Origin of the sequence: Rhodococcus sp. FH8 (genome assembly GCF_019266085.1) — a bacterium.
GTDB classification, from domain to species: Bacteria; Actinomycetota; Actinomycetes; order Mycobacteriales; family Mycobacteriaceae; genus Rhodococcus_F; species Rhodococcus_F qingshengii.
The window spans coordinates 1-10,586 of sequence record NZ_LPNQ01000040.1 but is presented as its reverse complement, the minus strand read 5'-3'; the positions used below and the strand labels follow the sequence as shown (position 1 = coordinate 10,586).

The window sequence follows — 10,586 nt, the reverse complement described above, 5'->3', positions numbered from 1 at the left end:
GTGCGCTGTTCCACAAGGGCAAGCTCCTCGAACGACCCGTCGAGATCACCCCGGAACCGTCACCGGACACGCCGGTATCCGAGGTCGCCTGACACACCTTAATCCACAGAATTTGACGATTCCTCTCGTCGATTTCATGCGCAGCACAGCCGGGCGCGTACTGCGCATCGTCGTGGGTATCGCCCTCATCACGCTCGCCTTCTCCGTCGGTGGTGCCGTCGGCATTCTGGCAGGAGTGATCGGGGCAGTCTTCGTCCTCACCGGAGTAGTCAACGTGTGTCTGCTCGGCCCGTTGTTCTCCGTGGAACTGCGAGGACGGCCCAAGGCATCCTGAGGAGGAGGACTCGATCTCGGGACCGCCGACCTCAGAAATGGGGTATCACCTTGAATGCGGTGTATCCGTCGGTGTCCGCGGCGAGCGCAACACCGTTGGGTGTCATCGCTACCGGAGCCTCGCCCAGTGATGTGCCTGTCACGCGGCCGGTGACCGCATCGATAGCGGTCACGGCCGAACCAGAAGCACCGTAGACGATTCCGCCGACGAGCGTGAAACGATCGGCACCGGGAAACTGATCGGCTGTGAAACCTCGGTTGCCGTATCGCGGAAAAAGAACGGCGATTCCGTCGTCGCCGAGGTCCCCGGTGGTGATCATCGTCGATCCGCTACCCGCATCGGCTGTCACCGCCATCGGGGTCCGAGCACCACTGACCCAACGGATCCCGGCGTCCGAGAGGCGATAGACCGCTTGGATCGGTTCAGGGCGGGTAGGGACCGTCCATGCCACGACGACGGAACTACCAGCCGATTGGACGAACCGTGCGCTACCGGCGAGTGCGGCGGGCGGTGGTGCCACTGTCTCGGTCGACCATGCCGTGTTGCCAGTATCGACAGTCACGATTTCTGCGGTATCACCATCGCGGACGACCGCGTAACCCCCGGATTCGGACACTGCCCCACTCAGATAGGTGGTGTGCCCGTCGGCGGCAGATATCGCGGCCTCCGGCGGGGCGGATTCGCTACTGCATCCGGCATCGATCAGCAGCCCGGTCCCGGTCAGGCACCCGGCGCTACCGACCGGGCCCCACACGACCTCGCCTGTTCGGGTGTCGCGAGCGGTGAGGGAGGCAGCGTGCCCGGAGTCAGAGGGGTCGACGTCTTCCGTGATCAGTAGTTCGCGATCGTGGGCAGTGGTGACCGCGAACTGCGTGCGGTTCTTCGGTACGTCGACCTCGAACCGCGATGAGCCTGTGTCGCTGACGACCTGCACCGTTGCCGAATCGGATGACGGTGCCGTGTCGAGGACTCCGACGAATCCGTCATCGACGACATGGGGTCTCGAGACGAAGGGCACCGACCACAGTGGGCTGTCGCCGAAGCCGGGCGGCGACAGCAGCTGCGACGACGACGGGTTCTCCACCACTCCGGTGATCGACCCGTGTGCGCTCACGAGCGAGGACGCATCACATGCGCAGAGCATCAACACCGCGCATGCTCCACCCGCCGCACTCACCAACCGAATACGGCACATGCGCATCTAGGTAGAGGAGCTTTCGCCACTGAGTGCCATGATGGCCGCGTGCAGCAGCGCTGTGGCTTCGTCGGCGACATCCGCGAGTCCGGGCGCGTCGGACAGTCCGACCATCACTTGCGGGTTCATCGCTTCGACGATCGTGCTTCCCCCGTCAGCGCGGACAATGACGTTGCACGGTAAAAGCAGTCCTACCTGGCGGTCGGTGTCGATCGCAGATTTCGCCAGCCGGGGATTGCAGGCACCGAGAATGACATAGCGCTCGATGTCGGCATCGATCTTCGCCTTCAGGGTGGATTGCATGTCGATTTCGGTCAGGATTCCGAATCCCTGCTCCGAGAGAGCTTCACGGGTCGCGTCCACGGTTTCCGCGAAGGGCATGTCCAGTCGAATACTGATCGCAAGTTCGGTCATGATGTTCGATTCTCCATCGTCGGAATTGTCCTTGTCTGCCTCAAGAAATGTCGAGTACGGCACGAGCCGACAAGTCGGCTCACACCGCGCAGGACCCTGCGGAGCAGTCTCGCCGACGCCACCGAAAAGCTACGGCTGCAGCCAGCATCGTCAGTGATACTCCAGCAAGGATCGGTTGAATCGGCGCCCACAGCCCCAACGCACCCGAGGTGCCGAGCGCCAGCAGTACGAGCTTGTTGCACACCGGGCATCCGACCGCGAAGAAAGTCAGCGCGACACCGAGTGCGGCCGGGGTACCGGTTCGCTCGACCTGTCTGGGCTTGTCGATGCCGAACCATACCGCGGTCAGGACAGCAGATGCCAGCAGCACCGGCAGTTCCCACGCGCGGACCGGAACTTCTCGTCCGAACATCGGGGTGTCGATAATGTCGGTCGGAATACCCACGACCAGCACGGTGGCGATCCCGGCAAGCGTTCCACGTAGAACACGCAGCCCCCACCGCCTGTAGAGACCGGCCTCGGTGAGCGCTCGACCGTCGGGATCGACGTCAGGGCGTTCGGAGATGGCAGGCTCAGGCATCGGATGGGTCTCCTACAGTTCGTAGTTGTGTGAGTGACACTACTCTGCAAGAGTATACCCGCAAGGGTATAGCTGTCAGTATTCGTGACTACCGAAAGGTATTGCATGACTTCGTCATCACGATCCACCCGCCGTCGAGACACCTGGCTTCTCGGGATCGCGGTACTGGTCGCCGCCGTCCTCGTCGGCGTTCTGGTGGTCGGAATGCACGACAGTGACGAACCCGAGGCGACGGCGGGAGCGACTTCCAGCGCGGAACCGGAGGTGGGCACGACACCTGCAACCGGCCCGCTGGGCGATCTCTCGCGTCGCACCGTCGACGATCCGATGGCCATCGGTGCCGTCGACGCGCCGGTGGTGATGATCGCCTTCTCGGACTTCCGCTGCCCGTTCTGCGCCCAGTTCAGTCGCGAGACCGAACCGCAGTTGATCGACCGCTACGTCGACGAGGGCACCTTGCGTATCGAATGGCGCGATCTGCCGATCTTCGGGCAACAGTCCTTCGATGCCGCCCGCGCGGGCCGAGCAGCCGCGGCTCAGGACAAGTTCTGGGAATTCACCAACGCCGTGTACGCCGGTGCGCCCGAGACCGGTCATGCCGACCTGACGATCGAGGCGCTCGAAGCCTATGCACAGCAAGCCGGCGTCCCGGACCTCGAGCGTTTCACCACCGAAGCCACCGGAACGAGTTTCGACTCCGCGATCACCAGCGATTCCGACGAGGCACAGTCGTTGGGTATACCGGCCACACCGGCGTTCTCGGTGAACGGCGATCCGGTACTGGGGGCGCAACCGCTGTCGACCTTCGTCGATCTGATCGATACCGCCGCCGGAGCGTAGGCCGCCGAATGTCTCAGATCGGACTTCTCGGAGCATTTCTCGGCGGACTGCTGGCCTTGCTCAGCCCCTGCTCGGCGTTGCTGCTGCCCTCGTTCTTCGCCTACGCATTCGACGGGGCGGGCAAGCTCGCCGGCCGCACAGGAGTGTTCTACCTCGGACTTGCCACGGTTCTGGTTCCCCTCGGAGCCGGAGTCGGCGCCCTCGGCTCGGCGATCACCCGGTACCGCGAGATCACCACCATGATCGGCGGACTGATCATCATCGGACTCGGGGTGATGATCATCGTCGGTCGCGGATTCGCGCTGGGATCGGCTCAGCGAGCGGCCGCCCGCATCGACGCGTCGTCTGTCGGGTCGGTGTTCGCACTCGGTGCGGTGTACGGGCTCGCCGGATTCTGCTCCGGACCGCTACTCGGCGCAGTCCTGACCGTCGCAGTGGCCGGTGGACAGGCGGTGTACGGCGGAATTCTGATGGCCCTTTACGCCGCGGGCATGGTGGTCCCGCTGTTCGTACTCGCGCTTGTGTGGGACCGTTTATCGTTGGGCTCACGAACCTGGTTGCGCGGCAAAGAGATCAGCATAGGACCGTTGAAGACGCACACCACGTCGCTGATATCGGGGCTGATCTTCATCGGAATCGGCGTTCTCTTCCTGCTCACGGAAGGAACCGCCAACCTCGGCGGCGTCATGGGCGTCGACAGTCAGTATTCGCTGCAGGTGTGGATCAGCGAGGTCGCAGATTCGGTGTCCAACGTGGCTGTCCTGCTCGCCGGAGTGCTGGTGATCATCGCGATCCTGGCGGTCCGGATCGTACGTGGTCGCAGCACCGCAGACATCGAGTCGGAGAATCACGAGTAGAGCTGCGACCAGCCGTCCCGCTGCCGTTGGGCGAGATGCAGGACGGCAGCCGGGATCACGTCGACTCCCATCAACAGGTCGTCATCGCCGAGTCCTCGGCCGTTCAGACTGTTTCGGCACGCTGTGACGGTGATCGCTGCCGAGTCGATCAGTGTGCGCATCTCCACGGAGACATCCGAGCACCCCAAGGCGGCATCGAGGCCTGCCCCGAAGCACACGACTTCGATCGCCACGGGTTCGGATGCAGCAGCACGAAGATTGTGGATTGCCGACACGACGACTGTAGGTGTGGTGTTCACCGCGAACACCACGCGCAGCGGTTCTGTGTGGTCGCTCATTCGCGGACTCGGTCCATCAGGCTGCGGTGGGGTGAGCCGGACCACGGTTGGGCATGCAGCAAAATGTCGATGGCATGGCTATCACCCTGCGGCCGTACGAGATGCGATAGCTCACGAACCCGCAGTCCGCTTGCTGCCCGGGCGAGATCGTAGATATCGGGCAGTATCGATGGGTCCGGTGGACCGCCCACACCGCGAGTGAAATTCTCGAGCGCATGTCCGAGATACAGCAGCCTCCCCCCCCGGTGCAAGCCAGGTTGCCGCGCTGGCGATGACCGCAACGAGCTCGTCGACCGGAAGATGCAGGAATCCGATGGCAACCAGATCCACCGGCCCGCTCGGTTCCCAGGTTCTGGCGTCGGCAACGCTGTACCTGATCGATTTATCGGACCCGCCGCTCATGGCGAGTTCGATTGCCACCGAGGAGAAATCGACCGCATCGACCGCCCAACCGGAGTCGGCCAACCATCGGGCGTGTCGGCCGTCCCCGCAGCCCAGATCGACCGCGCGCCCGGGTGTCAGTTCGGCGAATCTCGCGGACAGAGCAGCCGCCGGTGCAGATCCCCAGGGATGTTCGACACTGCTGTAGCGCGCGTCCCATGCCGATGATGAATCCACTGCGGACTCCTGTCTGTGTCGTGGGGCCGCTCGCATCGGAACGGCATCGACCTCACTGTACCCCCGGGGGTACATGACGTGATTCTGCCTCGAGATCCAGGCGAGGACCGCAGGAATGTTACTTGTCCTACCACGGCGGTCAGTCCGATCGTGGCAGTCGCGTCCTCGGTGCTGGCGATCGCTCCGAGCGCGCCCGGGCCTGGAATTCGCACTGAACGTCAACGCCGCCCTCCCTGTCGGGTGGCATTACGGAGCATCCCGCTCGGGACGGAGAGGTTTACTGCTGTGCGATTTTGGACTGTTTCAGCAAGATGATCGTGGGTCGTTCCTTTTCCTCGACTGCTGATACGGCGCCGGTCAACAATGCGGTAAACATGGCCGCGCAGGAACGGATCCGTTGGGAGGCAACGATCTTGCATGACAATCATGGTCCGCAGTTCACGTCGTGGGGGTTCGGTGAGAATCTGCGGAGGTGGGGGTTGCTCGAGTCTTTCGGGACGGTCGGTGATTGCTTCGATAATGCTGTCATGGAGGCATTCTGGGGACGTTTGCAGACGGAATTGCTGAACACGAAGAAGCGGTCGACCACGCTGGAGTTGACGGCAGCCATGGCCGATCATATCGACAATTTTCATAATGCCGAACGGCGCCACAGCTATCTCGGCAACCTCAGCCCGATGGAGTATGAGAAGCTCTGGGCAGACATCCAACCGTATCCTCAGCTCTCATAACATTGGTGCACTATTGGGGGCACGGATCAAATCAGAGAATCAATGCGTGTGAATACGGCTGGCAGGGCTTCGAGGAGGCTGTGGAATTCGTTCATGTTCAAGCATTCGTCACGGACACGGTTGTTGAAGGATTCGATGTACCCGTTTTCCATGGCTGACCGGGTGGAACGTAGCCGATACCGACCTGATCTTCGCAGAACGTCCTCGGCGCTTCGGAGATGAACTCCGGGCCGTTGTCGCACCGAAGTATCTGTGGCGGTGCGCCCCAGAATGCGAACGCTTTCTTCAGCGCTGCGACGAGATCCTCTGCCGGGATGGATCGCTCGACGATGTTCAGTACCGACTGACGCGTATGCTTGTCCACCATTTACGCGATCTTGAACTTCCGCCCGTCCGTCGTCGAATCGAACTAGAAGTCGATCGCCCACAACACCTTCGGCGCCTCTGCCTCGGTGATCGGGGTGGTCGAGGCGCCGGCACGTTTCCGGATCTTGCGGACTTTCACCCGCAGCCCTTCCTCACGCCAAAGCCGTTGAACCTTCTTCTTGTTGATGACCCAGCCGGCTCGGTGGGCAGGACCAGGTTCTTAACCACCGATGACCCCGAGGAGGGATGGTCGTGGGTTCGCGACGAAATTGACTCTGGTCGACCGAGTCTGGTCTGGGGCGACTTGACTCGCGGGCTCGGGCCAGGTCTTCGATGTCGTTCCCGCAGACCGTGGTCGACGAACGACAACAGGGGGTGGAATCCGAATCCTTGTTTGTAGGTCGGTGCCGCGTTCGCTTTTCCGAATGTGCGGTGGCGAGGGTGGCGTCGAGGTCAATCACGATCGGGTTCTGGGCGGTGATGTCGGTGATCGGGCGCGCGCTCGCCGGTGTCTGGTACTAGCAGCTGGTTTCAGGTGGCGAAGTCAGCCCAGAACACCTATTGAAGTCCAGCTTGCCGAACCTGCAGAATGCGATGCGCCTCAACGAGATCAAACAGGCGTGGGGAGGCGTCGGCGCCGGACCCGGGCAATGGTGGTCAGGGGGCTGGCAACGGAAGCCCAGATCGCTTCCAGTTTGTCCGGCGCACGGGGTGCTTCGCGGACAATCAGGCAGCGACCACGACAGGTCCGCGTCTTGCGCTTCTTTCGGTCGCGTCAGCGGTCCGGCGGGCGCGTTGACGATTTCTCCGGCCCGTCGTCCCCGAGCGCAAAGGTGAGGCGGTCGAATAGTTGCTGGGCGGTGCCGGGGGTGCCGTGTCGAGCGAAGTGCTCGATCGACACGGCGATGAAGACCGCGTTCGCGGTGAACAATGCTGTGCCGTCATCGGCGGTGGCGGTTGCCTCGAGGTGTAGTTTGCGGCCGTCGATCTCCCGGATGTGGGCCCGGATGCGCAGGGGCCGGTGCAGTGGGACGGGGGCGAGGTAGTCGACGGTGAGGTTTCGGGTCACCGCCGGGGTGCGGGCGATCCAGAGGGTGAAGCCGAACAGGTCGTCGCAGGCGGTGGCCACCGCCCCACCGTGCGCGAGGCCTGGCGCACCGATGTGACGTTCGTCGAACGTCACATCGGTGTAGACCTCTTCGCCGGAACGGAACACCTCTAGTTGCAGGCCGGCGGGATTGTCCGGCCCGCACCCCATGCAGGTCGGCGAGTGCGGCGGTAGCGGTAGCTGGGTCATGGGTGTCCCTTCTCGATGGTGTTGGCTAGCGGCGGGCGCGGGATCGACTGCACTGGCCCGGTTCAGCCGGTTTCTTCGATGTGTCCGTGTCCAGGGGTCGGGGACTCCGGCCGGGCGCCCAGAACAGCAGGATCGCCGCACCGGCCGCCGCGATGAGTGCGAGGACGATCGCGGACTGCTCGGCGCCGTGCAGGAACGCGGACTTGGCGAAGTCCGCAAGCTGCTCGCCGACCGGTCCGGCCCGGTCGGCGACCTCCAGGGCACCGGCGAGTGAGTCCGAGACTGGCCCCCGCGCGTCGGGAGGGAGTCGCTCGATCGCCGGTGCGATGTTGTGGCTGTAGCCGGCGGCCAGGACACTGCCGGCGACAGCGATGCCGATCGCCGCACCGATCTCGCGCGTGGCGTCGTTGACCGCCGCGGCGACGCCGTGCTTTTCGATCGGTGTGTCCGCCACGATGGCCGCCGTCGCCGGCGCCGCGGTCAGACCCAGTCCCGCGCTCATGATCAGCGTCGGCCACATCACGTCGAGGTAGGTGGAGTCCAGATCCAACCGGCTGATGAAGTAGAACCCCACCGCTATGGCGAGCAGACCGGTCACCGTCACCAACCGCAACCCCAGCCGGGTCGCCATCCACGGCGAGATCGCCGAGAGGAGCACCAGCGGCACCATCATCGGTGCCAAGGCCAGTGCCGAACCCAGCGGACTGTATCCAAAGATCAACTGCAGGTATTGCACCAGGACGAGGAACACACCGAACGTCACCAGGAACTGGATCGTGATGGAGAACGATCCGCTCCCGAAACCCCGACTGGTGAAGAACCGCACATCGAGCAACGGATGATCCGCGCGCAACTCCCACACTACGAACACCAGCGTGGCCACCAGACCCAGACCAAATCCGACGACCACCACCGGATCCGACCAACCACGCACTGGGACCTCGATGATGGCCAACACCACCAGTCCGATCGCGAGTACCACCGCGACCGACCCGATCACATCCATCCGCGGCGGATTCTCCTGGCGGGATTCGGGAATGGTGAAGGCACACAACAGCAGAAACACCCCCGTCCCGGTTAGACCGACGAAGATCGACTGCCACGACCAGTAGTCGAGCAGCACTCCCGACCCGAGAATCCCCAGCAGGCCCCCGGACCCGGCGACCCCCGCCCAGATCCCGACCGCCCGCCCGCTCTGTTCCTCGGGGAATCCCGCGGTCAGGACCGACAGCGTGGACGGCATCACGAACGCTGCCCCCAACCCGGCCGCGGCACGCGCCGCAATCAACCACCAGGGGGTCGATACGAACAGAGGCACCGCCGAGGCCAGCGAGAAGAGCGCTAACCCCACGATCAGCACCGCCCGCCGACCGTAACGGTCACCCAGCGCACCGGCGGGCAACACCAGACACGCCAACACCAGCGTGTACCCATCGACGACCCAGGTCAGCTGGGTTTGAGTGGCCCCGGTCGCCACCGCAATGTCCGGAAGCGCGGTATACAGAGCCGCCATCGACGCGACCACCAACGCCACCGACAAGCACGAGACCACCAACGTCCACTTCTGCGCCCGCGACAGCAGCACCCGATCGCCCGAAGCCATACGCCACCTCCACATATCGATACGGCTGGTATCGATTCGCTACTATCAGTAGCACAATGAGGCTGGAGAGGATAGTGTCTGCGCCTGATTGAAGGGCACAATGACGAGGTGAGCGAGAAAATGATCATCCAAAACCTGGTCGACAACGAGGACCGGCTCGTGGATCCACGGAAGGCGCGTTCACGCGCACGACTGCTCGACGCCGCAACATCCTTGCTCTCGACCGGCGGAATCGATGCCGTCACGATCGACGCGGTCACCAAAGCGTCCAAGGTCGCGCGGACCACCCTTTACCGGCACTTCACCGACAGCACCCAACTCTTGGCCGCGGCGTTCGAACGTCTGCTGCCCCCTGTCACCGCACCGGCCTCGTCCGGAACGATCCGTGAACAGTTGATCGAACTGCTGGACCGTCAGGCCAAGCTCATCGAGGAAGCCCCTGCCCAACTGACGATGCTGGGATGGCTTGCCCTCGGGTCCGTCCAACCCGAGACCGCCGGGGCGGCATCCCATCCCGAAGAGGACCGGAACCCGGTCAGTTCCCTGCGCGCGCGGGTGGTCAACCAGTACCGCGAACCGTTCGACCAGATCCTGGGCGGCCCCCAAGCCCAGCAAGAGCTCGGTGACTTCGACACCGCCCTTGCCCTGACCCAACTCGTCGGACCCATCATCTTCACCCGACTCACCGGACTCCCGCCGACAGGATCCACTGAACGGCAACAACTCGTCGACGACTTTCTCGCTGCACGATCCGCGCACGCGCGGTGACGTGACCTCACGCTGGCCCTGGCCTTACCTGCAAACTCACTGGCCAGCGGCAAAAGCGGATCAGAACACCATCAATCACACATACTGGGTGTGCCGTTGGGGTGGGACTGTCTCTAATCGGTGTTTCGGCCCGAGACGCTGAGTGAATGCTCAGCGAGGAGGTGCCGAGATGACGACACTGGAAGATGCGGGCGAAGAAGAGGGCCGAGCCCTCCTCGGAAGCCGCGGAGCTGGTCAGGTTGGCGAAGGAGCAGGGTCTATCGCTGGCCGGCCCGGACGGTCTGCTCAAGCAGTTCACCAAAACCGTCCTGGAAACCGCGTTGAACGAGGAGATGACCGAGCATCTCGGGCACGACAAGAACCAAGCCCCGCCCGATCGGGAGTCGACGAACATCCGCAACGGGACTCGGTCGAAAACGGTGTTGACCGTGGCGACCGGGCATGTTCCGATCGAGGTCCCTCGTGATCGGGAAGGGACGTTCGAGCCGCAGATCGTCAAGAAGCGTCAACGACGCCTCAATGGGGTCGACGAGATCGTGTTGTCGCCCAACGCCAAAGGATTAACGACCGGTGAGATCTCCGCTCGCTTCGCCGAAATCTACGGCGCATCTGTCTCAGAAGAAACCATCTCACGGATCACCGACA

The 10,586-nt window shown here is 63.4% G+C and carries 15 protein-coding genes and 2 pseudogenes; 7 read left to right on the top strand and 10 right to left on the bottom strand.

Annotation, left to right across the window (positions count from 1 at the left end):
* Nucleotides 1-136 precede the first annotated feature (136 nt).
* On the top strand, nt 137-334 hold the full coding sequence (locus ATN38_RS00525) for a DUF2892 domain-containing protein (RefSeq protein WP_031332288.1): 198 nt from the start codon (nt 137-139) through the stop codon (nt 332-334).
* A gap of 31 nt (nt 335-365) precedes the next feature.
* On the opposite strand, the gene ATN38_RS00520 is transcribed toward ATN38_RS00525, so the two are convergent.
* From ATN38_RS00520 to ATN38_RS00510, 3 genes are all read right to left on the bottom strand, one after another.
* A complete protein-coding gene (locus tag ATN38_RS00520) occupies nt 366-1,535 on the bottom strand; it encodes a hypothetical protein (RefSeq protein ID WP_030538035.1) in 1,170 nt (389 codons plus the stop codon).
* Nucleotides 1,536-1,943, bottom strand: coding sequence for a DUF302 domain-containing protein (locus ATN38_RS00515; RefSeq protein ID WP_011331567.1), 408 nt, complete (start codon nt 1,941-1,943; stop codon nt 1,536-1,538).
* Nucleotides 1,944-2,022: 79 nt separating this feature from the next.
* Nucleotides 2,023-2,523 carry a hypothetical protein gene (locus ATN38_RS00510; RefSeq protein ID WP_011331566.1) on the bottom strand — a complete coding sequence of 167 codons (501 nt, stop codon included), beginning with the start codon at nt 2,521-2,523 and terminating at the stop codon, nt 2,023-2,025.
* A 105-nt stretch (nt 2,524-2,628) separates the two neighbouring features.
* On the opposite strand from ATN38_RS00510, the gene ATN38_RS00505 reads away from it, so the two are divergent.
* A complete protein-coding gene (locus tag ATN38_RS00505) occupies nt 2,629-3,363 on the top strand; it encodes a thioredoxin domain-containing protein (RefSeq protein ID WP_021334628.1) in 735 nt (244 codons plus the stop codon).
* 8 nt (nt 3,364-3,371) lie between these two features.
* Nucleotides 3,372-4,220: a cytochrome c biogenesis CcdA family protein gene (locus tag ATN38_RS00500; protein ID WP_011331564.1), complete on the top strand. Its 849-nt coding sequence runs from the start codon at nt 3,372-3,374 to the stop codon at nt 4,218-4,220.
* Here ATN38_RS00500 and ATN38_RS00495 read toward each other — a convergent pair.
* Nucleotides 4,211-4,558 (bottom strand): DsrE family protein, encoded by a 348-nt coding sequence (locus ATN38_RS00495; RefSeq protein ID WP_021334627.1) that lies wholly within the window; start codon nt 4,556-4,558, stop codon nt 4,211-4,213. The two genes, ATN38_RS00500 and ATN38_RS00495, sit on opposite strands and share 10 nt — an antisense overlap.
* A 111-nt stretch (nt 4,559-4,669) precedes the next feature.
* A complete protein-coding gene (locus tag ATN38_RS00490) occupies nt 4,670-5,176 on the bottom strand; it encodes a bifunctional 2-polyprenyl-6-hydroxyphenol methylase/3-demethylubiquinol 3-O-methyltransferase UbiG (RefSeq protein ID WP_021334626.1) in 507 nt (168 codons plus the stop codon).
* A gap of 233 nt (nt 5,177-5,409) precedes the next feature.
* Between ATN38_RS00490 and ATN38_RS00485 the strand changes: the two genes are divergently transcribed.
* A complete protein-coding gene (locus tag ATN38_RS00485) occupies nt 5,410-5,907 on the top strand; it encodes an IS3 family transposase (protein WP_134771777.1) in 498 nt (165 codons plus the stop codon).
* 26 nt (nt 5,908-5,933) lie between these two features.
* On the opposite strand, the gene ATN38_RS33270 is transcribed toward ATN38_RS00485, so the two are convergent.
* Both ATN38_RS33270 and ATN38_RS00480 read right to left on the bottom strand, forming a co-directional pair.
* Nucleotides 5,934-6,059 (bottom strand): integrase core domain-containing protein, encoded by a 126-nt coding sequence (locus ATN38_RS33270; RefSeq protein ID WP_011331560.1) that lies wholly within the window; start codon nt 6,057-6,059, stop codon nt 5,934-5,936.
* Nucleotides 6,005-6,274 carry a DDE-type integrase/transposase/recombinase gene (locus tag ATN38_RS00480; RefSeq protein WP_021334624.1) on the bottom strand — a complete coding sequence of 90 codons (270 nt, stop codon included), beginning with the start codon at nt 6,272-6,274 and terminating at the stop codon, nt 6,005-6,007. Before ATN38_RS00480 ends, ATN38_RS33270 begins: the two co-directional genes overlap by 55 nt.
* A gap of 188 nt (nt 6,275-6,462) precedes the next feature.
* Here ATN38_RS00480 and ATN38_RS32450 point away from each other — a divergent pair.
* A pseudogene (locus ATN38_RS32450) lies at nt 6,463-6,580 on the top strand (PRTRC system protein E); the annotation flags it as partial.
* Nucleotides 6,581-6,621: 41 nt separating this feature from the next.
* Here the strand turns inward: ATN38_RS32450 and ATN38_RS00470 are convergent.
* From ATN38_RS00470 to ATN38_RS00460, 3 genes and pseudogenes are all read right to left on the bottom strand, one after another.
* A pseudogene (locus ATN38_RS00470) lies at nt 6,622-6,780 on the bottom strand (transposase); the annotation flags it as partial.
* 268 nt (nt 6,781-7,048) lie between these two features.
* Complete coding sequence (locus ATN38_RS00465) at nt 7,049-7,570, bottom strand: PaaI family thioesterase (RefSeq protein ID WP_021334621.1); 522 nt, start codon at nt 7,568-7,570, stop codon at nt 7,049-7,051.
* 25 nt (nt 7,571-7,595) lie between these two features.
* A complete protein-coding gene (locus ATN38_RS00460; protein WP_021334620.1) occupies nt 7,596-9,173 on the bottom strand; it encodes an MFS transporter in 1,578 nt (525 codons plus the stop codon).
* 120 nt (nt 9,174-9,293) lie between these two features.
* Between ATN38_RS00460 and ATN38_RS00455 the strand changes: the two genes are divergently transcribed.
* Both ATN38_RS00455 and ATN38_RS00450 read left to right on the top strand, forming a co-directional pair.
* Entirely contained in the window at nt 9,294-9,941 is a 648-nt protein-coding gene (locus tag ATN38_RS00455; RefSeq protein ID WP_021334619.1) for a TetR/AcrR family transcriptional regulator, read from the top strand.
* A gap of 185 nt (nt 9,942-10,126) precedes the next feature.
* Nucleotides 10,127-10,586, top strand: a 460-nt coding sequence (locus ATN38_RS00450) for a transposase (RefSeq protein ID WP_218747400.1), incomplete at its 3' end; no start/stop codon positions are given.

What these genes read in the sequence shown, in the direction of transcription:
- ATN38_RS00525 (WP_031332288.1), top strand. Translation starts at nt 137, where the DNA reads ATGCGCAGCACAGCCGGGCGCGTACTGCGCATCGTCGTGGGTATCGCC.
- ATN38_RS00520 (WP_030538035.1), bottom strand. Translation starts at nt 1,535, where the DNA reads ATGCGCATGTGCCGTATTCGGTTGGTGAGTGCGGCGGGTGGAGCATGC.
- ATN38_RS00515 (WP_011331567.1), bottom strand. Translation starts at nt 1,943, where the DNA reads ATGACCGAACTTGCGATCAGTATTCGACTGGACATGCCCTTCGCGGAA.
- ATN38_RS00510 (WP_011331566.1), bottom strand. Translation starts at nt 2,523, where the DNA reads ATGCCTGAGCCTGCCATCTCCGAACGCCCTGACGTCGATCCCGACGGT.
- ATN38_RS00505 (WP_021334628.1), top strand. Translation starts at nt 2,629, where the DNA reads ATGACTTCGTCATCACGATCCACCCGCCGTCGAGACACCTGGCTTCTC.
- ATN38_RS00500 (WP_011331564.1), top strand. Translation starts at nt 3,372, where the DNA reads ATGTCTCAGATCGGACTTCTCGGAGCATTTCTCGGCGGACTGCTGGCC.
- ATN38_RS00495 (WP_021334627.1), bottom strand. Translation starts at nt 4,558, where the DNA reads ATGAGCGACCACACAGAACCGCTGCGCGTGGTGTTCGCGGTGAACACC.
- ATN38_RS33270 (WP_011331560.1), bottom strand. Translation starts at nt 6,059, where the DNA reads ATGGAAAACGGGTACATCGAATCCTTCAACAACCGTGTCCGTGACGAA.
- ATN38_RS00480 (WP_021334624.1), bottom strand. Translation starts at nt 6,274, where the DNA reads ATGGTGGACAAGCATACGCGTCAGTCGGTACTGAACATCGTCGAGCGA.
- ATN38_RS00465 (WP_021334621.1), bottom strand. Translation starts at nt 7,570, where the DNA reads ATGACCCAGCTACCGCTACCGCCGCACTCGCCGACCTGCATGGGGTGC.
- ATN38_RS00460 (WP_021334620.1), bottom strand. Translation starts at nt 9,173, where the DNA reads ATGGCTTCGGGCGATCGGGTGCTGCTGTCGCGGGCGCAGAAGTGGACG.
- ATN38_RS00455 (WP_021334619.1), top strand. Translation starts at nt 9,294, where the DNA reads ATGATCATCCAAAACCTGGTCGACAACGAGGACCGGCTCGTGGATCCA.